The 24,009-nt window shown below is 67.2% G+C and carries 24 protein-coding genes and 1 pseudogene; 15 read left to right on the top strand and 10 right to left on the bottom strand.

The genetic code is table 11. The features are described 5' to 3' along the window. Positions 1-3: 3 nt before the first annotated feature. Positions 4-405, top strand: a complete 402-nt coding sequence (locus OHA03_RS46670) for a hypothetical protein (protein WP_267010023.1) — start codon at positions 4-6, stop codon at positions 403-405. A 67-nt stretch (positions 406-472) separates the two neighbouring features. Here the strand turns inward: OHA03_RS46670 and OHA03_RS46675 are convergent, their stop codons facing one another. Next, positions 473-799 (bottom strand): hypothetical protein, encoded by a 327-nt coding sequence (locus tag OHA03_RS46675; protein WP_267010024.1) that lies wholly within the window; start codon positions 797-799, stop codon positions 473-475. A gap of 147 nt (positions 800-946) precedes the next feature. Between OHA03_RS46675 and OHA03_RS46680 the strand changes: the two genes are divergently transcribed. Beyond that, positions 947-1,225: a DUF6233 domain-containing protein gene (locus tag OHA03_RS46680; RefSeq protein ID WP_267010025.1), complete on the top strand. Its 279-nt coding sequence runs from the start codon at positions 947-949 to the stop codon at positions 1,223-1,225. Here the strand turns inward: OHA03_RS46680 and OHA03_RS46685 are convergent, their stop codons facing one another. After that, positions 1,226-2,155, bottom strand: a complete 930-nt coding sequence (locus OHA03_RS46685; protein ID WP_267010078.1) for a Ku protein — start codon at positions 2,153-2,155, stop codon at positions 1,226-1,228. It abuts the gene before it with no gap. 92 nt (positions 2,156-2,247) lie between these two features. Between OHA03_RS46685 and OHA03_RS46690 the strand changes: the two genes are divergently transcribed. The 6 genes from OHA03_RS46690 to OHA03_RS46715 all read left to right on the top strand — a co-directional run bounded on the left by OHA03_RS46690 (position 2,248) and on the right by OHA03_RS46715 (position 10,243). Further along, a complete protein-coding gene (locus OHA03_RS46690) occupies positions 2,248-3,441 on the top strand; it encodes a site-specific integrase (protein ID WP_267010026.1) in 1,194 nt (397 codons plus the stop codon). 146 nt (positions 3,442-3,587) lie between these two features. Then, positions 3,588-5,543, top strand: a complete 1,956-nt coding sequence (locus tag OHA03_RS46695; protein ID WP_267010027.1) for a site-specific integrase — start codon at positions 3,588-3,590, stop codon at positions 5,541-5,543. A gap of 107 nt (positions 5,544-5,650) precedes the next feature. Next, the gene (locus OHA03_RS46700) at positions 5,651-6,712 is read left to right on the top strand and encodes a tyrosine-type recombinase/integrase (protein WP_267010028.1); all 1,062 of its coding nucleotides are present in this window, start codon (positions 5,651-5,653) and stop codon (positions 6,710-6,712) included. Positions 6,713-6,729: 17 nt separating this feature from the next. Continuing rightward, positions 6,730-7,074 (top strand): helix-turn-helix transcriptional regulator, encoded by a 345-nt coding sequence (locus OHA03_RS46705; protein WP_267010079.1) that lies wholly within the window; start codon positions 6,730-6,732, stop codon positions 7,072-7,074. Continuing rightward, on the top strand, positions 7,071-9,518 hold the full coding sequence (locus tag OHA03_RS46710; protein ID WP_267010029.1) for a site-specific integrase: 2,448 nt from the start codon (positions 7,071-7,073) through the stop codon (positions 9,516-9,518). The genes OHA03_RS46705 and OHA03_RS46710 overlap by 4 nt, the downstream gene beginning before the upstream one ends. Beyond that, positions 9,515-10,243 (top strand): SDR family oxidoreductase, encoded by a 729-nt coding sequence (locus OHA03_RS46715; protein ID WP_267010030.1) that lies wholly within the window; start codon positions 9,515-9,517, stop codon positions 10,241-10,243. The genes OHA03_RS46710 and OHA03_RS46715 overlap by 4 nt, the downstream gene beginning before the upstream one ends. 102 nt (positions 10,244-10,345) lie before the next feature. On the opposite strand, the gene OHA03_RS46720 is transcribed toward OHA03_RS46715, so the two are convergent. Next, complete coding sequence (locus OHA03_RS46720) at positions 10,346-10,729, bottom strand: hypothetical protein (RefSeq protein WP_267010031.1); 384 nt, start codon at positions 10,727-10,729, stop codon at positions 10,346-10,348. A 138-nt stretch (positions 10,730-10,867) separates the two neighbouring features. Then, on the bottom strand, positions 10,868-11,449 hold the full coding sequence (locus OHA03_RS46725; RefSeq protein ID WP_267010032.1) for a hypothetical protein: 582 nt from the start codon (positions 11,447-11,449) through the stop codon (positions 10,868-10,870). A 64-nt stretch (positions 11,450-11,513) separates the two neighbouring features. Between OHA03_RS46725 and OHA03_RS46730 the strand changes: the two genes are divergently transcribed. The 5 genes from OHA03_RS46730 to OHA03_RS46750 all read left to right on the top strand — a co-directional run bounded on the left by OHA03_RS46730 (position 11,514) and on the right by OHA03_RS46750 (position 15,181). Next, positions 11,514-11,738, top strand: coding sequence for a transposase (locus OHA03_RS46730; RefSeq protein ID WP_267010033.1), 225 nt, complete (start codon positions 11,514-11,516; stop codon positions 11,736-11,738). Between the two features lie 115 nt (positions 11,739-11,853). Further along, positions 11,854-12,468, top strand: coding sequence for a helix-turn-helix transcriptional regulator (locus OHA03_RS46735; RefSeq protein ID WP_267010034.1), 615 nt, complete (start codon positions 11,854-11,856; stop codon positions 12,466-12,468). Then, on the top strand, positions 12,465-13,838 hold the full coding sequence (locus OHA03_RS46740) for an MFS transporter (protein WP_267010035.1): 1,374 nt from the start codon (positions 12,465-12,467) through the stop codon (positions 13,836-13,838). The genes OHA03_RS46735 and OHA03_RS46740 overlap by 4 nt, the downstream gene beginning before the upstream one ends. 240 nt (positions 13,839-14,078) lie before the next feature. Continuing rightward, positions 14,079-14,768, top strand: coding sequence for a recombinase family protein (locus OHA03_RS46745; RefSeq protein WP_323181430.1), 690 nt, complete (start codon positions 14,079-14,081; stop codon positions 14,766-14,768). 221 nt (positions 14,769-14,989) lie between these two features. After that, entirely contained in the window at positions 14,990-15,181 is a 192-nt protein-coding gene (locus OHA03_RS46750) for a helix-turn-helix transcriptional regulator (RefSeq protein ID WP_267010081.1), read from the top strand. A gap of 422 nt (positions 15,182-15,603) precedes the next feature. Here the strand turns inward: OHA03_RS46750 and OHA03_RS46755 are convergent, their stop codons facing one another. Further along, positions 15,604-16,230 (bottom strand): hypothetical protein, encoded by a 627-nt coding sequence (locus OHA03_RS46755; RefSeq protein ID WP_267010036.1) that lies wholly within the window; start codon positions 16,228-16,230, stop codon positions 15,604-15,606. A gap of 113 nt (positions 16,231-16,343) precedes the next feature. On the opposite strand from OHA03_RS46755, the gene istA reads away from it, so the two are divergent. Continuing rightward, complete coding sequence (gene istA, locus OHA03_RS46760; protein ID WP_267009199.1) at positions 16,344-17,624, top strand: IS21 family transposase; 1,281 nt, start codon at positions 16,344-16,346, stop codon at positions 17,622-17,624. After that, positions 17,624-18,442, top strand: a complete 819-nt coding sequence (gene istB, locus OHA03_RS46765) for an IS21-like element helper ATPase IstB (RefSeq protein ID WP_267009200.1) — start codon at positions 17,624-17,626, stop codon at positions 18,440-18,442. Before istA ends, istB begins: the two co-directional genes overlap by 1 nt. A gap of 690 nt (positions 18,443-19,132) precedes the next feature. Here istB and OHA03_RS46770 read toward each other — a convergent pair. The 5 genes and pseudogenes from OHA03_RS46770 to OHA03_RS46790 all read right to left on the bottom strand — a co-directional run bounded on the left by OHA03_RS46770 (position 19,133) and on the right by OHA03_RS46790 (position 23,871). After that, positions 19,133-20,299, bottom strand: coding sequence for an IS630 family transposase (locus OHA03_RS46770; protein ID WP_267010037.1), 1,167 nt, complete (start codon positions 20,297-20,299; stop codon positions 19,133-19,135). Between the two features lie 58 nt (positions 20,300-20,357). After that, positions 20,358-21,176 (bottom strand): isocitrate lyase/phosphoenolpyruvate mutase family protein, encoded by an 819-nt coding sequence (locus OHA03_RS46775; RefSeq protein ID WP_267010038.1) that lies wholly within the window; start codon positions 21,174-21,176, stop codon positions 20,358-20,360. A 236-nt stretch (positions 21,177-21,412) separates the two neighbouring features. Continuing rightward, complete coding sequence (locus tag OHA03_RS46780) at positions 21,413-21,652, bottom strand: hypothetical protein (RefSeq protein ID WP_267010039.1); 240 nt, start codon at positions 21,650-21,652, stop codon at positions 21,413-21,415. Between the two features lie 807 nt (positions 21,653-22,459). Then, positions 22,460-22,756 (bottom strand): annotated as a pseudogene (locus tag OHA03_RS46785) (transposase); the annotation flags it as partial. A 23-nt stretch (positions 22,757-22,779) separates the two neighbouring features. Beyond that, positions 22,780-23,871 carry an IS110 family transposase gene (locus OHA03_RS46790; RefSeq protein WP_267007672.1) on the bottom strand — a complete coding sequence of 364 codons (1,092 nt, stop codon included), beginning with the start codon at positions 23,869-23,871 and terminating at the stop codon, positions 22,780-22,782. Between the last annotated feature and the right edge of the window lie 138 nt (positions 23,872-24,009).

A 24,009-nucleotide genomic window follows, 5' to 3' on the forward strand; every position in this document is an offset into this window, starting at 1 on the left:
GCCGTGACGCCGTCTGAGGAGCCTGGTGGCGCCACTGCCGAGGCGCTCACCGGCCTTCAGGAGTCCACACAGCCGAATCGCCCCTATCAGGAGCTGCTTGCCGGCGAGCAGGTAGAGCGCTGGGACCGTGCGGTCCCCGGTGCCGGCGAGCGCATCCTGCGGATGGTCGAGCAGGATTTCGAGCAGCAGAGCCTCAACCAGGTTCACCAGCGACGGATGGACTTGGCCAATCTGGTGCTGCGAGCGAGCGGTGCACTCGTCGGTAGCGGCGCTGTGGTCGGCTACTTCTGGGTCGCCAAGTACTTCGTCGATCACGGTGCGGCGGTCCCTGCGGCAGGCATGCTCGGCGGCGGAGTCGCGGCGATTGCCGCAGCCATCGTCCGCACCCAGAACCGGAACTCCTGAGTGTCCGCAGCCCGGACTCAGCTGCCCGTCTTCTGCTGAGGGTCAGGTGAAGGCGGTCGCCAGCAGGCTACGGCTCGTCGGTCACGATGGTGAGGTCGACGCCCGCCTGCTGGGCCGCCTGCCGCAGCACGGCCAGCGTGTCCTCCAGTGGCCCAGGAGGGCCACCGCGTGGGGTGGTGGCGAGAAGGCAGGGCATGCATCGGTCCAGCCACCGCCGGCCGTGCCCGGGCGCGTCCACGACTCCGGTCGCTCTCGCGGGCTCGCCACAGCGCACACACGGAAGGCTGCCGTCGAGCCGGTTGACGCTTGCGAGCTGGCGCGGCATCCACGGTGGGGCGGGGGCCAGCTCCGACGGGTCCACGCCGAGGACACGCAGCAGGTCAGCGTCGTTCATGCGGCTCCTCTCGTCGGCTCCCGTGCGGCGCGCCCCATGCTGGCACGGCGATGCCCCGATGGTGCGTACCCACGTAGACTCGAACATGTGTCCGATATTCTGCCGTCTGACTTGCCTCGCCTCCGCACCCTGCGGACCTGGCATGCCATGTGGCTCACACGCCTCGACGAGGCCATTGCGGCGGCTGAACAGCGGGAGAGAGAGCGGCAGCAGGGCGTGCGCGCGCGGCCGCCCACACCGGACTGGGTCATTGAGCTCGGCATCGGCGTCGGCTCCCCACCCATCGAAGTCCACGTCGGCGGGTGCTACGCGGCCGGGAAGCGGCGCCGAGCAGTCAGCCGGGAGCAGGCACTCGCCGCCCTCGCCGACGGGATCCGGGCCTGCATTCACTGCCGGCCGGACACCGCGCTGGGGGCGCTCGGGTAGTCAGGCGGTCCGGGGCTTCCGACCAGCCGCCTTCTTCGAATCGGTCTTCTTCGCCGCGGCCTTCTTGGCGGGTGCCTTCTTTTTCGTCGTCTTCTTCGCGGCCGTCTTCTTGCGCGGCTTCATCTCGTGGACGGTGGCGTGGTCGTCCGTCTCGCCGCGGGACTCCTTTGCCCTCTGTACGGAGGCGCTCAGGGCTGCCATCAGGTCGACGACCTGGCTGGGCTGCTGCGCTTTGCCCTCGGTCGGCTGGGCTGGTTCCTTGCCTTCGGTCTTTGCCTCGATGAGCTCTTCCAGGGCGTCTCGGTACGCGTCGCGGAAGCCGGAGATGTCGTCGATGGTCATGCTGTCGGCGAGCTGCACGGCTTGCTCGATCTCGTCCTCGTCCAGCTCGGTTTTCTTCGGGGCCAGCTCTGCCGGGTCGCGGATCTCGTCTGGCCATCGCATCGCGTGGAGCACGATGGCGTTGTCGCGGACGCGCAGCAGGCCGAGCCGTTCGCGGTTGTGCCATGCGAACTTCGCGATGGCGACTTTGTCGGAGCGCTCCAGCGCTTTGCGGAGCAGGGTGTACGGCTTCGCGGCCACCTGCCCGTCGATCGCCAGGTAGTAGCTGTCACCGATTCGCACCGGGTCGATCGTGTCGGCGTCCACGAACGCCACGATCTCGATGGCCTTGGCGGTGGGCAGGGGCATCTGGTCGAGCTCTGCGTCCGTGATCGGGACGGTCTCGTCCTTGGTGAGCTCGTAGCCCTTGCCGATGTCCTCCTGCTGTACGACCTCGTCGTCGATCTCGCAGACCTTCCGGGTGCGGACTCTGCCCATGTCTTCCAGGTGGACCTGGTGGAAGCGGATCGAGTGATCCTCGGTGGCACCGACCACCTTGCAGGGGATGGTGCCGTTGACTGAACTTAGAGGCGAATATTCGCAGGTCAGGGGCGGTATCTGCTAGCTTCCCGGCCATGCTTGAGACAGGCGATTCTGCCCGAGATCTGGTGGGCTTCATTCCTCCGCAAACCGGTGCGCTGGTGGAGACGACTGACCCGGCGCGGCCTTACATGCTGCTGGACTCGGAGGGGGCAGTCGTCACCCCGGTGACGGCGTTCTTCGCGGAGCTCCAGGCGTGCGCGCGTCCGAGGACGACGATCCGTTCGTATGGGATGGACCTGCTGCGGTGGTGGAGGTTCCTGGCGGGGTGGGGGGTGGATTGGAACCGGGCGACGCGGCTGGACGCGAGGGACTTCGCTCGGTGGATGCAGATCGCGCCGAAACCCGCCCGGGTCCACTGGCGCCACCGGGCTTCAGGTGAGATGACGCCCACGCCGACGACTCGGGGAGCGGCGGGCGTGCCGAACGCGGTGACCGGACGGGCCGGCCCTGGGCGGTTGTACTCGATGTCGACACGGGCGCATTGTGAGACCGTGCTGCGGTCGTTCTACGCCTTCCACCTGGAAGAGGGCACCGGCCCGATCATCAACCCGTTCCCCGCAGCACGGGAGCGCCGGCGGCTGCCGGCGGCAGCTGGCCGGTCGGCCCGGCAGTCGGCCGGAGGCCGCTACCGGCCGTCGGTCCCCCACCGCCTGCCGCGGCGGATTCCCGACAGCAACTTCAACGAACTGTTCGCCGCGCTACGCCATAACCGGGACCGGGCTCTGCTGGCCTTCTGGGTCTCGAACGGGGCAAGGGCAAGCGAGTTGCTGACCAGTCGGCAGCGCGACCCGCTGCCCGGCGAGCAGCTGCTCGGGGTAATCCGCAAAGGAACCGCGGCGTTCCAGCAACTGCCCTCGTCGCCGGACGCGTTCGTGTGGCTGCTCCTTTATCAGGACGAGGCGTGGCGGGCGGGGGTACCCCGGGGCGGGCACGAGGCGTTGTGGTGGACACTGCGGCGGCCATTTCGGCCGCTGACGTACCACGCGGCCCGGGCGATGCTGAACCGGGCCAATGAGTTGCTCGGGGCGAACTGGACGCTGCACGACCTGCGGCACACGGCCGCCTATCGGATGGCTCGTGATCCTGGCCTGGCCTTGACCGACCTGCAGTGGGTCCTGGGCCACGCACACCTGAGCACCACTCAGATCTACCTCCCGGCCGGCCGGGACGAGATCGTTGAAGCGGTCCGTGCCCACCACGAGCGCCAGGCCCTGCTGGCCCAGGCCCCTGCAGCGCCGGCGGCCGGGTACCGGGCCGATTCGCTCAACGACCTGTTCGGAGTCGCCGGGTGAAGGCCCGCGTCCACGATATGACCGGTGCCGCGCGCGTCCGGCCGGCTGATCAGCCGCGCGCTCCGCAGGCCGCGGGCGGCGTGATGCGAAAAGCCCAGGCCCAGTTCCCGGCTCGATCCGCCGGGACACGTTGGGCAACGACGTGCTTGCCCATCGAGGAGGTACTCGCCGTCCTGGATCGCCCGCCGTTCCGGGCGGAGAAGGCGCACACCCGGTGGCAGCGCAAGAGCGGGGCACGTGCGGTTCTGACCTGGTTGTCGGGCTTTCCCGGTGAGAGCTGGCAGGAGAGATGGGAGGCGTCCCCGGCGGCCGTCGGCCCTGAGCGTTGGGCTGAGGAGGGGCATACCTGGATCAGTACCGTGGCGGACGTGCGGTGGAGCAGCGCCCAGTCGGGGCTGCTGATGCTGGCCGGCGCCGATGTGCTCCGTCTGCCGCTGACGTGGCAGTTCGGATACCGCACCGTGCATCTGCGCCTGCTCGTCGAACGGACACGTGATCCTGAGGGTCTCTCACGCCTTGAGGAGATCGTCGATCCGAAGCGCTGGGCGTCCGTGGGAGGCGGCCGGGCCCGCCTGGCCCTGACCCGGATCATGATCGCCAAGGGCGGAGGTCTCGCGGACATCACTCCCGGAGATGCCTTCGAGTACGCGGCGGAGTTGCGGAAGGCCGGCCTCGACCGAGGCAGTGGCACGCTCTTCTACTCGTGGCTGCGGGAGCTGGGGAACTTGCCGTCCGACGCTCCGGTGACGCTTCGATTTCTGCACCGGGTCACCGGCCAGCTCAGCTGCGAGCAGCTCGTCGACCGCCACGGCGTGGCCTGCGAGCCGATCCGCGAGCTGCTGATCGACTACCTGGAGGAACGCCGGCCCCGTCTGGACTACAGCACGCTGGACAACCTCGCCCGCAACCTGACCCGCAACTTCTGGTCGGACCTGGAGCGCCACCACCCCGGCATCAACTCCCTCGACCTGGCGCCCGGGGTCGCCACCGCCTGGAAGGAGCGCTTTCGCACCCGCGTCCAGCGGTGCAGACGCCCGGACGGCACCGTCGAGGAGACGGTCGTCGAGCGCGCCGACCGGGCCCTGCTGCTCATCGCCGTGCGCGCCTTCTACCTGGACATTGCACGCTGGGCGGTGGAAGAGCCGGCCCGATGGGGGCTGTGGGCGGCGCCGTGCCCGATCAAGGAAGCCGAGACCACGGACCGCAAGCGCGTCAAGCGGGTCAAAGCCCGCATGGATCAGCGGACCCGAGAACGGCTCCCGGCCCTGGAGTCGTTCGCCAAAGCCGCAGCCGACCACCACCGCTACCGCCTGGCCCGCCTGGAGGCTCTCCTCGCCGTGCCGCCGGGTGGCACCTTCATCGTTCATGACGCGGTGTTCGTCCGCACCATGAACGCGGCCGGCGCCGCCGCGCGCGGTGAGGACGGGGTCCTTCTCTACTTCGACCTGGCCGAGCACCGAGCATTCTGGGCCTGGGCGGCGGTGGAGTTCCTCCGCCATACGGGCGCCCGCATCGAGGAGATGCTGGAGATCAGCCACCACGCCATGATCCAGTATCGGCTGCCCACCACCGGCGAACTTGTCCCCCTGCTGCAGATCGCTCCGTCCAAGACGGACCAGGAACGCGTCCTTCTCGTCAGCCCCGAACTGGCAGATGTCCTGGCCACGATCATCCGCCGCGTCCGCGACCCTCGAACCGGCGCCATCCCTCTCCTGGCTGCCTACGACTACGAAGAACGCATCTGGAACCCGCCGGCACCTCTGCTGTTCCAGTACGACCGCGGCGGTGAGAACTCCCGCCTGAGCGGCGAGCTCATTCGCAAGGCGCTGGTCGAGGTCCTCGCATTCATCGGCCTCACCGACTCAACCGGCCACCCCCTGGACTTCACCCCGCACGACTTCCGCCGCCTGTTCATCACCGACGCCATCCGATCCGGCCTGCCACCTCATATCGCCCAGGCCATCGCTGGCCACGGCAACATCAACACCACCATGGGCTACCACGACCCTCGGGAATTGCATCAGATGGGCGAGAAGTCGCAGGTCGCGAGTTCAGGGCGACGGCTTGATGGACTCCAACGGTACTACCAACTGGCCTCCTGAACAGGCATGTTGCCAAGATGATCCCGTCTGATGCATGATCTGCCCTCCAGAAGGGATGGCCTGGAGTGGTGCATCGGCAGAAGGTGGCCTTGGCCGGGGCGGCTCACATGGAGCTCGTGTCCGGGGTGGTCCAACTGCGTCCGGAGGACGCGATGTTCGACGCGATGCTGCGGGGCTGGAGGGCTCAGCAGAAGTCGCGAGGGCTGAAGGACGAGACGATCGACCCGCGAGAACGGCTGGTCCGCCGGTTCCTTGAGTTCGCGAACGAGTACCCGTGGCAGTGGTCGCCGGCCCACATGGACGAGTGGTCGGCCTCTCTGGCGGGCGAGAAGCATCTGGCGCCGTCGACGATCCGCAGCTACCAGGGCGACGTCCGACTGTTCACCGAGTTCCTCATCGACGCCCGCTACGGGTGGGGAACTGCCTGCGAGGAAGCCTTCGGCACCCACCCGGTGGCGGTCGCCCATGAGTGGAACACTCTTCCTCACCTGCAGGATTACGAGGGGGATCCGGAAGCGAGGCCGTTCACCCGCGAAGAACTGCAGCGGTTCCTCGACTACGCCGACGATCAGGTCGCACGCGCCGTGAAGTCCAAGCGCAAGGGCGCCCTCGCCGCCTACCGCGACGCCACCCTCTTCAAGGTCGTCTACGGGTGGGGGCTTCGCCGGACCGAGACGTCCAAGCTGGATGTCGTCGACTTCGGGCGCAATCCGAAGGCTCCGCAGTTCGGCCGGTACGGCACACTCAACGTCCGCTACGGCAAGGCGAAGAAGGGCCAGCCGCCACGACGCAGGAACGTGCTGTCGGTGATGGACTGGGCCGTCGAGGCGGTCACCGACTACGTCGAGAACGTACGGCCTCGCTTCGGATTTCCTGACCATCCGGCCCTCTGGATCACCGAACGCGGCGGACGCCTCCAGCCCGGCTCCATCAACGACCGGTTCGAGGCATACCGAGATGCCCTAAAACTTCCAAAAGACCTAGTTCCGCACTCGATCAGACATTCTTACGTCACGCATCTGACCGAGGACGGGATCGACCGTCGTTTTATCCAGCAGCAAGTCGGCCACGACTGTGACAGCTCCACCGCCATCTACACCCACGTCAGCGACGACTTCATGAACACTGCCCTGAGCAAGGCCCTGGCCCCGGCGTTCGCCGGCGTCTGACGAGGAAGGACCCGATGATGGCCGCCAAGCTCGACTACCACTGGCACCTGCGCAAGGTGATGGCGGACCGCGGGATGTTCTCCACCACCGACCTCCTTGCGCCACTGAAGGAACGCGGCGTCACGCTGTCGTCGAGCCAGGTCTACCGGCTCGTCGTCGAGCGACCGGAGCGACTCAGCCTGAAGATCCTCATGGCCCTTCTGGACATCCTGGACTGCACGATGGACGACCTCATCGAGCCGATCGCCACGGCCGGGGCAGCGAAGAAGCCGAAGAAGGCCGCCGCTGGTGGGACCACCACTTCTGAAGGTGTCGGCGAACTGCGGCCACGGCGAGCCCGGATCACCGGAGTTGAGCGGTGACCGCGCCGACGTTCGCCGCGGAAGTTCTCGCCGATCCGGTCGGTTTTATCGTGCATCTGGTCAGTAACGTCGAGGAGCACCTGGATTCCGACCGCATCCGCGGCATCGTCTGCACGCTGGTACGCACACGAGCCGGCCGCCGCAACCTCGCCCAGGCCCTCCATGACAACCCATCGCTGCTGCGGACCGGCAAGCCACCCGCTCCGTTCCGCGTCGCCAAGCTGCTGATGGCCCTGCACGAAGCGGGCGCCCAGGACACCGCCCTGCCCCACTGCGGAGAGTGCGGACGCCCGCGCCCCTACGTCGGCAGCCGCTCGGGAGGCCGATGGGGATGCTCGCCCTGCTTCGACACACTCGCCGTCTGCGCGGGCTGCCACCAACAGCGGAGAGTCGTCAGCCGCGACCGCCACGGCCAGCCTCGATGCGCCAAGTGCCCCGACGCCGAGGGCGATCCGGTCAAGGAACTCACCCAGCTCATCACCGGACTCGACCCTGCGCTCGGCCCCGGCGCCGTCCGGACCGCTCTTGAGCGGGCCACGAAACGGCCCGCCGGACAGCGTCGGCTGGCCTGGGCCGTGATCGAACGCCCCGAGCTGCTGACCAGCGCCGGGCACGAGGCCCCCACTCCGGCCATGCTGCGGTTCATCGGCGAACTCGTCGCCGCCGGTGCCGCCACCATCGTCAAGCCGGCCTGCCCGCGTTGCCACGGAGTGAAGGCGCTGTCGAAGCTCCTGGGGGGCCAGCGGATCTGCCGGGCCTGCTTCGCCAAGCACGCGGCCGTCCCCTGCGCACGCTGCGGCGCCGTCCGTGAACCCGCCACCCGCGATGCCGCTGGCCAGCCACTGTGTCCCAATTGCCTGATCCGCGATCCGGTCAACCTGGAAGTCTGCGTTGGCTGCGGGCGCCGTCAGCCAGTCGCTGTCCGGCTCACCGACGGCGTCCGCTGCAACAACTGCAGGCCGAAGGAGACCAGAAAGTGCGGCCACTGCGGCCACACCGCCCCTTGCGAGCTCTCCCGGGCCACCGGGCAGCCCTGGTGCGAACGCTGCCAGCAGCGATGGGCGACCTGCAGCGGCTGCAGCACCGTCGCCCAGGCCCGCGGCGGCACCTGGGAGGAACCGTTGTGCGCGAAGTGCACCAACCCCGACCCCGGCTTCTGGGGACGCTGCCCCGCCTGCGTGACCACCTGGCAGCTCAGCCCTCGACCCTGCCAGCGATGCGTCCTGGACCAGAAGATCCGCGACCTCCTCGGTAAAGGCACCGGGGCCGTCGCGCCCGGACTCGCGGGCTTCCACGCGGCATTGACGGGCGCCGAGCGCCCGGATGTCGCTCTGGCCTGGATCTCCCGAGCAAAGGCCCGGGACCTGCTGGAACGCATAGGCCGCGACGAGCGTCCCGTCACCCACGACGTCCTCGACGAGCTCCCGCCGGGCAAGGTGCTGGCTCACCTTCGCAGCGTCCTCGTCGCCACGGGTTCCCTGCCGCCGCGCGACGAACGGCTCGTCGCTCTGGAGAAATGGATCACCACAACCGTCCAGGCTCGCACGGACCTCGCCGAACGCCGGATCCTGCACGGTTACGCAGTCTGGCACCACCTGCGCCGGCTCCGCCGCCGAGTCGGCGAACAGCACACCACCCAGCTGCAGGACATGAACGTGCGCTGCCACGTCACCGCGGCCGACAACTTCCTCGCCTGGCTCGCCGGCGAAGGTCTCACCCTGGGTGTCTGCACGCAAGCCGCCCTGGAACGCTGGATGACCGATCCCGACTTCCGCTACCGGGACGAGACCGGCCACTTCGTCCGCTGGTCCGTACAGCATCGCCATGCCCACGGCCTCACCTGCGGCGCCGTCCGCTGGACCGGCCCGCAGGGCACCATCGACAGCGAGAAACGCTGGACCGACGCACGCCGCCTCCTCAACGACGACACGCTACCCACCGCGGACCGAGTCGCTGGACTGCTGCTGGTCCTCTACGCGCAGAAGATTTCGACCATCAGCCAACTCACCGTCGAGGACGTCGACATCACCGGCGAGACCGTCGCGATCACCTTCGGAACCTCGCCCGTCATCCTTCCGATGCCGCTTGGCGCCCTGGTCCGCGAACTCATCGCGACCCGACGCGGCAAGGCCAAGATCGGCACTCCGGACGACGTTCCCTGGCTCTTCCCCGGAGGACAACCAGGGCGTCCGCTCAGCGACAGTCAGGTCGGTCTGCGGCTGCACAAGATCGGCATCCGGCCCCAACAGGACCGCTCCACAGCCCTGTTCACCCTCGCCGCCGAACTGCCCGCCGCCATCCTCGCCCGGATGCTCGGCATCCACATCCAAGTCGCCGTCCAGTGGCAGAAGGCATCCGCTGGCGACTGGGCCGCCTACGCCGCCGATGTCAGCCGCCGCACTTCACCCCAACATCCGATCCACGAAGCAGGAGCGAGAACATGAGATTCGACGACCACCGCGTGGTCATCACGGCCGCCGGCCGTGATTTCGGCCGCACCCTGGCCATCCGTCTCGCAGACCTCGGCGCCGAGGTCTTCCTCTCCGCCCGGAACCTCGCCGCCGCTGAGCGTGTCCGCGACGAGATTCGCGACCGAGGACAGCAGCAAGTCCACGCCTTCTCCTGCAACTTGACGGACCCCGCCTCGATCCGAGACTTCGCTGCCGACGTCGCCCGGCACACCGACCGCATCGACGTGCTGATCAACAACGGCTCCCGCTACCTCGAAGGCCCAGACCTCCAATCCGCCTCCGACGCCGACATCGTCGACACCATCGCATCCGGCGCCACCGGCACCGTCCTAACCGTGAAGAACTTCCTCCCTCTCCTGCTCAACTCGGATAAGCCGGACGTCGTGACCATGGTCTCCGCTTGCGGAACGGCCGGGCATCACCGCTCGGACGCGCACGACGCCTTCTACGCGGCCAAGAGCGCCCAAACAGGGTTCGCCGAGATCCTCTCCAAGCGCCTGCGGCCCCAGGGAGTCCGCGTGATCTCCCTCTACCCGCCCGACTTCGCCAACCCTGACCCGCTCTCCGAGGAATGGGAGACCACACCGCGCGAGGCCAAGGACGCCCTCACCGCGCAGTCACTCGTGGAGTGCATCCTCTTCGCCGTCGCCCAGCCCCGCGACTGCTTCATCAAGGCGTTCCACTTCGAACAGGTATGACCGATTCCTGGCGCCTCCACGCAAGGCGGCTCACCGGGGTCCGGGGCGGCACACGGGCCCCGGACCGGGGTATTCAGACAGTTCCAATACCCGACTCCACCATTAGCGGTCTATCCCGAGGAGGTCATCAACGGCCACCGCGCGTTCATCGCCCGCCGTCGCATGACCCGCCCCGGCGAGGAATACCGAACCCCTACCAATGAGGAATGGGATGAGTTCCTTGGCCACTTCGAACACCGCAAGGTCGCCCTGGGCGACTGCGGACGCGCCTACGGGACCAGCTGCGTCCACGAGCACAGCTGCCTCAGATGCAGCCTCCTTCGCCCGGATCCAGACCAGCGCCACCGCATCGTGGAGACCCGCGACAACCTGCTCGACCGCATCACCGAGGCCGAACGAGAGGGCTGGCTCGGCGAAGTCGAAGGACTCAAGATCAGCCTGGCCGGAGCTGAGCAGAAACTCGCCCAACTCGATGGTCGGGGCCACCGAACCACCGCCGTCGCCCTCGGCATACCCACATTCCGCGACATCGCCGGCCGGACCGTCACCGCTACCAAGGACCCCTCATGACCTCATCGAGGATGCTTGGTTGACAATGGCTGACGCAGTCAACCGCGTTCTCATTTAGAGCCAGCCCCCACCGCGGGGCGCGAGGAACGTGCCGAACAGCGACTCGTATGCATCACCCGACTCGGTAACCACCACATAGTTCGGCTCAGTCCTGGACACCGCTTCCTGCAACCGGGCGACGAGCTCAGTCACTGGCGCGAGGCACAACGACAAAGCTGCGGCCACACGGGCACGGTGCTCGGCAATCTCGGGCCCAACGTTCGCCAGAGCATTCTCGCGGTGCGCAGCTGATGCCTGCATCGCCTGCACGCTGCCACCACCAGAGAACGTCAGGCAGTCCCGCCACGCCACTCCGATGATGATCTCCAGCGCGGCCGTCAGGTCATCGGCGATCAGACCAGCCTGTCCCTCGGAGCTCGCGAACACCACCGGTCGACGACCGCCGTCGTCTCGACACAGGAAGAAGGTCCCACCGGACCAGTCCCCAGCAATGCCCTCCAACGACACACCCGAGGCAAGCAGGACCGCTTCGCCAGGCTCTTTCCGCGTGATGTCGAACTCGAAGGACGAACGCAGCAGGTCAGCGATGCCGGGGGTGTCCTGAATCAGGCCGAGCAAACGATCAGTTGAGGTCACGTCACGGACGATAGCCGGGGCCGCTGACACAGGCGCGGCTCCGGAAACGAAGTTCAGAGAATACGTGAACACCCTGATGCTCCAGGACGTCCTCGGCGAACCGGAGTGGGTCGACATGCTCATCCCCGCCGACCGACGCGGTCTGACCCCTCTGTTCTGGTCTCACGTACGCCCGTACGGCGAGGTGAACCTCGACATGGACGCTCGCCTGAACCTCGCTGCGGTGACCGTGCCGGGTCCCCGTGCGGCAGGCGATGAGGAGCCGACTGAGGAACGTACGGACGCGTGAGCCTGTCCAGCCCCATCATCCGCGCGGTACTGGTGACAGGGTCTGCCAGCCAACTTCCAAAAGAAAATCTGCAAAAATACTTTTGTAAATTCTCTGAGGGCTCTAACCTCCCGTCATGGTCAGCGAAGAGCAGAAACGCGTACTCGATCCCGAGCAGGACACAGCAGCCCTGAAGGCCCTCACGCACCCTCTGCGCATCCGGATGCTAGGGATGCTGCGGCAGGACGGCCCAGCTACCGCAAGCGAACTCGCAGCCAGAACAGGGGAGTCGTCAGCTTCCACCAGCTATCACCTGCGGGTTCTGGCGAAATATGCGTTCGTCGCCGAGGCCGAGCACCGTGATGGGCGAGAGCGCCGCTGGCAGGCGGTGCACGCCATGACCTCCTGGAACAACAAGGCCATGGAAGCCTCGGAGAACAGCCGCGGCTTCGTCAGCTTGTTGCGCAGGCTCCAGATCGAACATGTGGAGGCGTCTCTCGTTCGACACGAGGAGGACGTGGCCATGGGGCGATTGGGCCAGGAGTGGGTGGAGCCATCCAGGATCAGCGATCGGTTGCCCCGCCTGACCCCGGAGTCGCTGACCGAACTCTGGGAGGTGCTCGATCGGAAGCTGGAGGAACTGACCACGCGCGATGCGAGGGATCCGCGAGCCGCGCAGATCGTGTTCCTCACCGCAGGGCTGCCCCTGGCAGGGCGCTCCCTCGGGACAGGGACCGAGAACGCGCAATGACCAGGTCATTAGACCCACGCACCGCACGCCGCCGTTACGTCACGGTCTGCGTTCTCTTCTGGCTACCGGCGGGCCTGACAATCGCTCCCCTCATCCTGCTCTTCACCGAGCGCGGCATGACCATAGCGGCTATCGCCAGCTTCTTCGCCGCGCACTCCCTCACCGCCGCCGCGCTGGAACTGCCCACCGGAGGGCTATCCGACGTTCTCAGCCGCCGCGCTGTCCTGGCCGCCGCCGGCCTGCTCAACCTGACCGCCTTAACCCTCCAAGCTCTGGGCACCACGGCTTGGGTGCTCACCCTCGGTATGACTCTGATGGGTGCGGGCCGGGCTCTGTCCAGTGGACCTGCAGAAGCCTGGTACGTCGACACCGTCCAGGCGCACTCCGGCCCCAGCGCCGAACTGCGCACCGGGCTGGCCCGTGGCGGCTCCGCGACAGACGCTGCGCTCGCCATAGGCACCCTGCTCGGCGGTGCCCTTCCCTGGTTGCTCGGACTCCGTCCAGACGTCGGCGCCCGACTGAGCGAAGCTACCTCCGGGCTGGTACTCCCCCTCTCCGTCCCGGTACTGATGGGCGCGGGGATTGAAATCGCCTTCGTGCTGTACGTCCTAACCGCTCTGCGCGAGCCGCCGCGGGCGAGGACCACCTTTCGTCATGTGCTTCGAGGCGTCCCCGCCACCGTCGCGGGCGGACTGCGGCTAGGAGGACACGACGCCCTGGTCCGTCGAGTGCTCCTCAGCGCAGGTGCCGCCGGCAGCGCCTTGGCCGCGATCGAGCTGCTCACACCGGGCCGTGCCGCGGCACTTACGGGCACATCGGAGTCTGGCGCCGTGCTCTTCGCCGTTGTCGCCTGCGCCGGCTTCACCTGCTCTGCTGTTGGCAGCCACCTCGCACCGCTCACCGCACGACTCGCGGGTAGCGGCGAGCGTGCGGTCATGGTGAGCCTCGGCATCAGCACGAGTGGCCTGCTTCTGCTCGGTGCCACCGCAGCATCCACGGGGACATTCCCGATGGCCCTAGCGGCCACCGGCTACGGCCTGGTCTACCTCGGGTTCGGCGCCGCGGGGCCCAGTGAGAACGACCTTCTGCACCGCCGTGTCTCCGCTTCGGGCCGCGCCACCGCGCTGTCCGTCCAGTCCCTCGCAATGCAACTGGCGTTCGCTGCCACCGGGTTGATCGTCGGTATCCTTCCCCCGGGCCCGCTGCCCTGGCTACTGGGAGGCGCCGCCCTGCTGGCAGGAGCCCTCCTCTGGATTCACCGCAGCAGGCCCACACCCCCAACCCCGACTGCGACGCCTCGCCCACACACCGTGTCGTCCTCTCCGAGCATCGTCGGCTCCGAGCCTCATCAACCAGATGCTGGTCAGTAGCGCCGCGGCCACAGCCCGTAGATCGCACAAGTACACGCGGGCGTGGCCGCCAAGACGCCGCGCGTGCTCGCGATATCACGACTCGCTCGCGTGACGCTCATCTATCGACCGATTGATGAGCAAGATCAATAAGCGGCGGGGGCTCAGCCGGATCGGCGCCGGATCATGCCCATAAAACGGTGTCAGAAAGTCGATGTGCTCAAGAATTTGAGGAGCACCGTTTTCTGTACGATCTGGCGGGTGCAACCACCTCAGGACGACGACACCGCCGATCTCCTCGCACCCGTTCCGGCCGTACGGACCGGCAGCCTCGTGGGATACGCACGCGTGTCCACCAAGGGGCAGTTGCTCGACCGACAGATCCACGCACTCAACACAGCGGGCTGCATCCGGATCTTCTCCGACCAGAAGTCCGGCAAGAACGCCGAACGCGAGGAACTGTGGAAGGCCCTCGACTACCTGCGCGAGGGCGACACCCTCGTCGTCCCATCGCTGGACCGACTTGGCCGTTCCATCCAGGACCTCATCGCGATCGTGTCCGGCCTGCGCAAGCGTGGTGTCGGCTTCACCTCTCTGCACGAGGCGCTCGACACGACCACGCCTGGCGGGCGCCTGGTCTTCCACGTGTTCGCGGCGCTGGCGGAGTTCATCCGCGAACTCATCGTGCAGGGCACCAACGAGGGCCTGGACGCCGCTCGCGCCCGCGGCGCCCGGCTCGGCCGCCCGCCGGCGATGACGGAGGAGCAGGTACGTCACGCCCGCGACCTGCTCGCCCGTCCGGAGAACAGCGTCACCTCGATCGCGAAGCTCCTCGGAGTCTCCAGGAACACGATCTACAACTACGTGCCCGAGCTGAAGGGCGGTCGCCTCGCACTCGCTGAGGCGACGAGTACGCCGGAACTGGCCCAACCCACCAGGTCCGAGGACTGATCATCGCCGTTTGCGGCTGGTGACAGCATTCTTACCGGCACCCCAGCTTCGGGCATGGCACCGTCTCCAAGTGGATCTCCGCGGCAGGTAACGCCCACGCCCAGACCACCTGGACCGGCACGCTGTACATCCAGGGCTACCACCCCACCTGGAGCGCCGTCGAACACATGTGGGCCGACGAGACCGGCTTCCGCGGCGGCTCCCTGGTATAGCCCCGCAACATCCCCACCCCGGGCCCGCCACGGCATGGCGGGCCCGGGGCGGGCCGCGTCGGGGTCCACCACGTCAACCTGTCCATCCTCAAAAACGGCCGCGCCAAGTCGATTCGCTTCACCACGCTCACCCGCCTGTGCGAGGTTCTCGACTGCCAACCGGGAGATTTGCTCGGCTACCACAGCGACGCGCTGCCGTAGCGGCACCAAGGCGAGCGCGGAGCCGGCCTACCGAGGCCCCAAGCTCACGCCCCGGTAAGACGTGCCGCGCAGAGGCCGAAGCAGGTGCACCAACTCCGCAGACCCGGCCTTACCTCGCCGATCAACCCCACTGACATGCACATATCCAATACGGCCCACGCGGCATCAGCTGCGCCCAAGGCCACCACAATTAGGAGAAGACCATGTTCGGAACGATGCCCACCGCTATGGCCGTGATGGCAATCGCAACTGTCTGCCTCGTGATCATCGGTGCCCTAGCCGTCTGCAGGATCCTCCTCCGCCGCCGCTGAGCCCGCTCACCTCATGCACCACACCGGGCAGCACGCCCTGTCCAACGCCGGACAGGGCGAACACCCGACGGAACACCGACCCTGACCATCAGCAATAACACCGCTGGGGTACTAAAGCGGGCCCCGTTCAACGGAGCTCCCCCACCAGGACATGACTTGGTAGATGGTCCATCCTCCGAGGCGTTCCCGCAGGGACAGCAGTTCCCTTTCTATGGTTCGCTGCTTCATCCCCGTGCGGGCACTGATCTCGTGCTGTGGGCTGCCTGCCTCGAGTTCACGAAGTATTCGTCGTTGCCGCTCGGTAGTCACCATCTGCTCATTCGTTGGTCTCAGGCCTTGCCAGCGGGTCGCTGCGTTCCAGAGCATCAGGTAGACCTCTCGCGCCCACATGACCGCACAGCGCTCTGTGATGTGCCAACCGCCGTTCGACTCGGTGCCCTCAGGGACGTAGTTGTCGATGAGCAGGTGAGTTCCGTCGATGAGAGTCATCTGAGGGAAACGCGAGCCGGTGACGCGGACCTCCGCTCCATCCGCGATGAGGCCGACCGCCTGGTCCTGCTGCGGTGCGCAATCGAGAGCAACCGGGTTGTAGAGCCCTCGCACCACCGCGCCTCGTGCAGCGGCTTTCATGGTGCACAGCGAGTCCACTGCGATCCCGAGGGCGCCGGGTTCTGGCATGCCAGGCTGAGCTATGAAGAACTCCGTTTCCGCTTGCGTGATCAGGTCTTGGGTTCTCATCTCGACAGCGTGTCGGCGACGGGTGAATCGTGACCCTCTGACGGCGGATCAAAACTGACCCATCTCGTGGTCTTCCGACCAACCTGATCTTGATCGAAGGTCAGGAGAAGAGGGTGATTTCCGTGGAGGACTGGGCAGAGATCCGCAGGCTGCACCGGGCCGAGCAGATGCCGATCAGGGCGATCGCCCGGCATCTGGGTATCTCGAAGAACACTGTGAAGCGGGCGCTGGCCACCGACCGGCCGCCGGTGTACTCGCGGCCGGTCAGGGGCTCAGCGGTCGACGCGGTCGAGCCGCAGATCCGGGAATTGCTGAAGCAGACTCCGACCATGCCCACGACCGTGATCGCCGAGCGGATCGGCTGGGAGAAGGGCATGACGGTTCTCAAGGATCGGGTCCGCGAGTTGCGTCCGGCCTATCTGCCCGTCGATCCGGTCTCCCGCACGACGTATCAGCCCGGCGAGCTGGCCCAGTGTGATCTGTGGTTCCCGCCGGTCGACATCCCGCTGGGCTATGGGCAGAGCGGACGCCCGCCGGTCCTCGTGATGGTCTCGGGCTACTCGCGGATCATTGCAGCACGGATGCTGCCCACCCGAACCACCGGCGACCTGATCGACGGACACTGGAAACTGCTGACCTGCTGGAACGCGGTCCCACGGATGCTGGTCTGGGACAACGAGGCCGGCATCGGCCGCGGCAAGGTGACCACCGACTTCGCCGCGTTCGCGGGCCTGATCGCCACCAGAATCTATCTCTGCCGGCCTCGTGATCCAGAGGCGAAAGGGCTGGTGGAGAGGGCCAACGGCTACCTGGAAACGTCATTCCTGCCCGGCCGGACCTTCACCGGACCGGACGACTTCAACACCCAGCTGACCGCCTGGCTGAACATCGCCAACCGGCGTCAGCACCGCACCCTGGGCGCCCGCCCGATCGACCGGTGGGAGGCCGACCGGGCCCAGATGCTCGCCCTGCCGCCCGTCGATCCGCCTCGCTGGTGGCGCTTCGCCACCCGCATCAGCCGCGACCACTACATCCGCGTCGACACCTGCGACTACTCCGTGCACCCCCTGGCCATCGGTAAGAAAGTCCAGGTCTGCACGGACACCGACGAGGTCATCGTCACCCTCACCCCCGGCGGAGCGGAAGTCGCCCGCCACCCGCGCTGCTGGGCCAAACAGCAGACGATCACCGACCCCGTCCATGCCCGCGCTGCGGCCCTCCTGCGCGGCGACTACCGCCATCACCAAGCCTCCCGAGCCCTGGCCGCCCGACAGACAGGCGCCGCCACCGCCGCTGACCTCGTCGAGGTCGAACAACGTCAACTCGACTCCTATGACCGCATGTTCACTCTCATCGAGGGCGGCGGCGGACACGACGAGCCGGAGGTCTCCTGATGTCACCCACCACCACCAAGGCCAGCCCCGGCAAACCCCAAACCGGCCGTCAGACCGCCGCCGACCTGTCCTTCCTGACCCGGGCGATGAAGGCCCCGGCGCTACTGGACGCCGCCGAGCGACTGGCCGAGCGCGCCTTGAAGGAGACCTGGACGCATACCGAGTTTCTGGTCGCCTGCCTTCAGCGAGAGGTTTCCGCACGCGAGTCCCACGGCGGCGAGGCCCGCATCCGGGCCGCCCGCTTTCCCGCGATGAAAACGATCGAGGAACTCGACGTCACCCATCTGCGCGGCATAACTCGCCAACAGCTCGCGCATCTGGGCACGTTGGACTTCATCGCCGCGAAGGAGAACACCGTTTTCCTCGGACCGCCGGGAACCGGGAAGACACACGTGGCGATTGGGCTGGCGGTCCGTGCCTGCCAGGCCGGCCACCGCGTCGCGTTCGCCACCGCCGCCGAATGGGTCGACCGCCTGGCCGCCGCCCATCACGCCGGACACCTCCAGGCCGAGCTCACCAAGCTCAGCCGCTATCCGCTGATCGTGATCGACGAGGTCGGCTACATCCCCTTCGAAGCCGAGGCTGCGAACCTGTTCTTCCAGTTGATATCGAACAGATACGAGCGAGCGAGCGTGATCGTCACGAGCAACAAACCCTTCGGACGCTGGGGAGAGGTCTTCGGTGACGAAACCGTGGCCGCAGCCATGATCGACCGCCTCGTCCACCACGCCGAGGTCCACTCCCTCAAAGGCGATTCCTATCGCATGCGCGGCCGCCAGCTCGGACGCGTCCCCACCGCCACACACGACACTGACTGAACACCAGAAACCAGACCCGGTGGGTCACGATTCGACCGCCCAAACTGGGTCAGGATTCAGCCGCCGCCGACACAGCGCTACGGGTAGGGAGGAACTCGGTCCCGGGACTGCTGCACACACGGTGGGAATCATCATGAACAGCGAGAGCCTCTGTCATGGAGATACGCGCGAGTCGCTCCGCCGCCGCTATGAGATCTGCTTCCGCCTCAGCCCGAAGGCTCCGTGTGACCGCAGGATCCACAGCAGGGCCGAGGCTGGGACGCCCATACGGGCCGACGTTGCCGGGATCGTCTAGGCCTCGGGTGTACTGCCCGGATGGGTGTTGCCTGGCAGCAGGGATGTCCTGGTTGGTCTGTTGCTCCTCTTCCGGGAATGCAAGGCTGTCATGCGTGATGCTGTGCGGCTCGTGCGTGGGGCTTTTCCTGTACATGGTTGCGTGGTTGTACCCGTTTGCTACCCCACGGATTGGTCAGAGCCTTGCTGGTCAGACGCGTCCTGGCCGGGCGGGGCACACCGAAGGTACCCCTGGGAAGAACCGTGACTTCGGGCAAGGCGGTGCCCCGGCGCTCAGCACAGATCCGGCGGGTCGATGCCGATGAAGGCCGGGGTGGACGGGCCGGCCCACGCGGCGCGACATCCTTCAGGAGGAGGGAGCTAAGTGGTCGGCCCCGGAAATCCTTCGGGGGTTGATCATGCTGTCAGTGCGACGGAGAATTGTTCTGGGTGATCGGTGGTGTGCCGGTCGAGCCTGGCCAGCAGATCGTCCAGGTCGGAGGTGCTGAACTTCCACGGGAACGGCTGCGCCGTGGCGTTGTAGCGGTTCTGGAAGTCCCGGAGCCGGTCCCTGACTTGGGTCAGGTCGGTGAAGTCGTTGGGTTGGACGACTTTGCGCTGGACAACGGAGAAGTAGATCTCCACTTGGTTCAGCCAGGAGGCACGGATGGGGGTGTGGACCATGACCGCGTTCGGGAATGCCGTGGTCAGCCGGTCGGCGGCCTTCTTCCCGCGGTGGGAGGAACCGTTGTCCACGATCCAGAAGACGCGTTTCGCGCTGGCGTAGGGCTCCTGGCTCATGACCTGGGCGACCAGAGCCATGAACGGCACGATGCCCGTGGTTTTCTCGCAGCGGCCGAACACCTTCGCCTGGTGGACGTCGTAGGCAGCGAGGTAAGCCAGGGCTCCGCCGCGCTGGTAGGTGTGGTTGACCCGCATCGCTCTGGCCTGGCCGGGGGCGAGGGTGGGATGGCAGCGGCAACGGGCCTGGACGGACGTCTTCTCGTCCGCGCTGATGACGTACTCGTCACCGCCCAGCGCGGTGCCCTCAAAAGTGCGGGCATACAGGTCAAGGACAGGCTGGGCCCTGGATCGGAAGTCCGGGTCGGTGATGAAGATCCAGGAGTGGTGCTGCCACGGCTTGAGCGCGTCGGTCTTGAGCCAGCGCCGCACGGTGGAGGCCGACAGTGAGTTGACGATGCCCCGCTCGGTGGCCTCGCGGGCCAGCTCCGGGCCCGACCAGCGCGACAGCGGCACTCCGCTCTCGGCAGGCAGCCGGCAGGCCAGCGCCTTCACTTCGGCGGCCTGCAAGGGCGTGAACGACGACGGGCGGCCGGGTCGTTGACGGTCCTGGAGCCCGGCAAGTCCCTGTTCGGCGAAGCGGTGCCGCCAGCGGCGCACTGTGTCCAGGTGCAGGCTCGTCTCCCGTGCGATGCGGGCGTTGGAGCGGCCGCGCGCGGCGTGCAGCACGATCTGCGCCCGCACCCGCTGCCGGTACTCACTCTTGTGGCCCCAGGCCATCCTCTTCAACCGCTTGCGGTCGGTGACGGTGAGAAATATCGGACAGGCGGCGGCAACAGGCACGACAGACGGGCCAACTCCTGGTGTGCGAGGCCCGCTGGCGGGCAGCTTGGTGGGCCAGTCAGTGGGGCCCGGAGAGCAGCGCGTTGAGTTCCGGGAAGGCGATGCCTTCGGCGAGAGAGTCGTATCCGCCGGTGCCGAAGAGGTCCTGTGCGGCGCGGCGCGCGGCAGTGTAGGCAGCCTGCGCCACGCCCGAGCCGAGACTGACGCGAGCCACGCCGAGGGCACCGAGCTCGGCAACCCTCGGGGCACCGGGGCCGGCCATGACGTTCAGCGGTACGGAGATGTCCCTGGCCAGCGCCGCGATGGTGGCGGTGTGGGTGACGCCGGGGACGAAGATGCCGTCCGCGCCCGCATCGACGTACAAATGCGCCCGGTCCAGGGTTTCCTTCAGCCGGGTGTCCGGGTCGCCGAGCCCGAACAGGAAGGTGTCGATACGGGCGTTGAGGAACAGATCCGCGCCTGCCCGGTCGGCACTCTGCCGGGCCGCGGCCAGCCGCGACGCCAGCTCTGCCGGGGGTCGGGTGCCGTCCTCGATGTTGACGCCGACGGCGCCCGCCGCGAGCACTCGGGCAACGGTCTCGGCGACGTCGGCGGCGTCCTTCCCGTACCCGCCCTCGATGTCAGCGGTGACCGGCACCGCGACGGCAGCGACGATCCGGGCGATCAGCTTCAGCGCCTGGTCGCGGGTAAGGATGTCGCCGTCTGGAGACCCCAGCGACCAGGCGACACCGGCACTGGTGGTCGCGATCGCGGGGGCGCCCGCGGCCTCAATGACGCGGGCGCTCGCAACATCCCAGGCGTTGGCGAGCGCGAGAGGCGCAGCTGGGGTGTGCAGGGAGCGGAAGAGGCGGGCATTGTCCGGCTGCGTGATGGTCATGGACGCAGTCAAACATCGACTACTGCCCATCTTCTGGCGAGAATCCGACACAAACGTCGACCTCGAAACCGACCCATGGCCCCGACTCTGAAGTCAACCCCCGAAGGATTTCCGAAGCCGACCACTAAGTGTCCGGGCCCACCGTGATGGTCGGCGGCGGGTCGACGTTTGTCGTCGGCAGCAAGGGCGTGACCAACATGGCCGTTGATCACGCCCTGCCCGGTGCGAGGGATCTCCTACGAGGTGGGCGGTCCCGACTGAGAGGGCGGCGCCGGCGTCGGCATGATGGTCGACGTGGGTGCCGACGGGGCCACTGTCTGCGGCATTGCGGCGGACGGGTCCCTGTCCATGAGAAGGAAGAAGACGGTCACCACGGTGAGGCCGACCACGATGGCCACCCCCAGCTTCTGGTCTCGGTAGGCCGCGTAGACCGCGGCTCCGCCGAGCGCGAGGCCGACGATGAGCATCAGCATCATCGGGCACCGCCGAAGGGCGGCTTGGCAGGGGGCATCGTGCAGGGGAGAGGACGAAATGGGGTCCCCCTGTGTGACTTCAGGGCGCACAGCCCCTTAGTCTCGGTTCCAGCGCTGATGGCTTCGATCCAATCTTGATGTCGGCTTCTGGCAGGAGCACGAGTCGGGTTGCGGACTGTCGGACTACGTGAGCGGCCCCCCGTTGGTGCGGGGGGCCGTTTTTTTGCCTCCAGGTGTCGAGGGCGGGCAGCGGACTACGTGGTGACCCACAACGTCCCGTTGGTGCGGGTGGTGAGACTCAGGCAACCGGGACCGGTGTCGATCTCGGCCCGGATGTCCTTGCTTCACCGTGCTGTTGGTCAGAGCAAAACCCTACTCAGCACGCTGACAACCGGCGGGCCCTCGTGAGTACGGTCGGGCGTCATAACGCCCGTCAGGGATCGAGCAGGGGCATCGTTTTCCCGGCGTATGTGTAACGTGGTTGTCGTGCTCCGTCCCGAGTACCACTGATCGGCATTCGTGCAGCTCAGAGCTGTGCCGGTCGGACGTCGAGACGACATCTGGGGCGGCATCGCACCATCCGGGGCGTGACGGAAGTCACCACAGTCACCACACGAAGTAGGTCTTGTCTGCGTCGGCCTTGCGGAGTGAACTTTTCTTCTGCGCCCATCAGTTCGCGCCCCTGCTGGCTGACGAACCGTCTTCTTCGCAGGTGGGAGCCCACCTCGGCGACCTCTGTCGAGCCTCTTACCTTGCCCTTGGGCTCCAGGAAGACCTTCTAGTGTCCCGAGTCTTAGGAGCGCCACATATCTAGGCTTTGGGGTTCGGCAGGCGGTTCAGGTAGCCGGCGAGGCGTTCGAAGATCTCGTCGGCGGATTTGGTCCAGGTGAACGGCTTGGGGTCTTCGTTCCAGTGGGCGATCCACTCGCGGATGTCCTTCTCCAGCGCTTGTACGTTCTTGTGGACGCCGCGGCGTATCTGTTTGTCCGTCAGCAGTCCGAACCAGCGCTCGACTTGGTTGAGCCAGGACGAACTGGTGGGCGTGAAGTGCATGTGGAAGCGCGGGTGCGCGAGCAGCCATTTCTGGATGGCTGGGGTCTTGTGGGTGGCGTAGAAGCCCCTATGTTTCGTCAAGCCACAGAAGGGAGTTGACTCGCGGCCAGGGGTTGGATGTGCCGGTAGAGCTCGCGGGCGACGTACCGCTTCAGACACCGGATGATCTCGCGCTTGGACATGCCCTCGGCGGTGCGTCGCTCCAGATACTTCTGGGTGCGTTCGTCCCAGCGTATGCGGGTCATCACGACGCGGTAGAGGGCGGCGTTGGCTTGGCGGTTGCCGCCACGGTTCAGGCGTCGGCGTTGCGTTTTGCCGGAGGACTGCTCAACCGGGCTGACGCCGCACAGGGCGGCGAACGATGCCTCGTCAGTGATCCGGTCAGGGTTGTCACCTGCGGCGATGAGGAGGACGGCGGCACTGTCGGGCCCGACACCGACCAGGTCCAGCATCTGAGGCCGGCAGGCACGGACGGCCCGGGTGGTGCGCCGGGTGAGCTCTTTGACCTCGTCGGACAGGTGCTGGACTCTGCGGGCGAGCAGGCGCATCGTGAAAACGGCCTCGCCCCGGTCATCGACGTCGAGGGCCGCGCAGGTGGCGACCAGCGCGGGATTGCTCAGGCCCGTGAGTAGTTCGCGCAGATCCGGGTCGATGGACATGAGGACGGCCTTGAGCTGGTTCAGTGCCTGGGTGCGGGCCTTGACGGCCGATTCCTTGGCAAGCCGCAGGACCCGCATGTCCTCCACGGGCCCATCCGCGCTCTTCGGCACGGTGGTGGCCCGTCCGGACAGCACCGCGCGGGCAGCCGCGTCCGCGTCGATGGCGTCTGTCTTACCGCGTTTGCGCCGGGTGGCACGGTCGGGCTGGTTGATCTCCACGACGTCGATGTGCTCCCGGCGCAGGACCCGGGTCAGCGCGGTCCCGAAGGATCCCGTGCACTCGACACCCGCCCGGTACAGGACGCCGAACGACCGCCCCCAGGCCAACAGTTGGCGATAGCCGACGGCGGTGGCCGGGAACTCCTGGTGGGCGAGCGAGGTGCCCAGGGTGGTGATGACAGCGGCAACGTGGATGTCCTTGTGGGTGTCCACCCCGAGGATCACCTCCTCGGCCGGGCCCGGGACTCGCTGCGCGGGCAGCGTCGGCTGGGGCATGCTGGTGACGGTCACGAGGCTCCTTGGACTGGGTCTGGTGGCTGACGCCGGTCCGGTGGGCGGTCAGAACTGTGACGGTGCTTTGTGTGGCAAAGCCCCTATCGGGACACGTTCACCGGGCCGGCGGCAGTACGCACCGCAGGGGGCCGGAGC

Source organism: Streptomyces sp. NBC_00154, assembly GCF_026342835.1.
In the GTDB taxonomy this organism is placed as follows: domain Bacteria; phylum Actinomycetota; class Actinomycetes; order Streptomycetales; family Streptomycetaceae; genus Streptomyces.

Excerpts from the sequence above, each read along its gene's own strand:
- OHA03_RS46675 (WP_267010024.1), bottom strand. The coding sequence starts at position 799 with ATGAACGACGCTGACCTGCTGCGTGTCCTCGGCGTGGACCCGTCGGAG.
- OHA03_RS46680 (WP_267010025.1), top strand. The coding sequence starts at position 947 with ATGTGGCTCACACGCCTCGACGAGGCCATTGCGGCGGCTGAACAGCGG.
- OHA03_RS46700 (WP_267010028.1), top strand. The coding sequence starts at position 5,651 with ATGGAGCTCGTGTCCGGGGTGGTCCAACTGCGTCCGGAGGACGCGATG.
- OHA03_RS46705 (WP_267010079.1), top strand. The coding sequence starts at position 6,730 with ATGGCCGCCAAGCTCGACTACCACTGGCACCTGCGCAAGGTGATGGCG.
- OHA03_RS46715 (WP_267010030.1), top strand. The coding sequence starts at position 9,515 with ATGAGATTCGACGACCACCGCGTGGTCATCACGGCCGCCGGCCGTGAT.
- OHA03_RS46735 (WP_267010034.1), top strand. The coding sequence starts at position 11,854 with ATGGTCAGCGAAGAGCAGAAACGCGTACTCGATCCCGAGCAGGACACA.
- OHA03_RS46740 (WP_267010035.1), top strand. The coding sequence starts at position 12,465 with ATGACCAGGTCATTAGACCCACGCACCGCACGCCGCCGTTACGTCACG.
- OHA03_RS46755 (WP_267010036.1), bottom strand. The coding sequence starts at position 16,230 with ATGAGAACCCAAGACCTGATCACGCAAGCGGAAACGGAGTTCTTCATA.
- istB (WP_267009200.1), top strand. The coding sequence starts at position 17,624 with ATGTCACCCACCACCACCAAGGCCAGCCCCGGCAAACCCCAAACCGGC.
- OHA03_RS46775 (WP_267010038.1), bottom strand. The coding sequence starts at position 21,176 with ATGACCATCACGCAGCCGGACAATGCCCGCCTCTTCCGCTCCCTGCAC.
- OHA03_RS46780 (WP_267010039.1), bottom strand. The coding sequence starts at position 21,652 with ATGATGCTGATGCTCATCGTCGGCCTCGCGCTCGGCGGAGCCGCGGTC.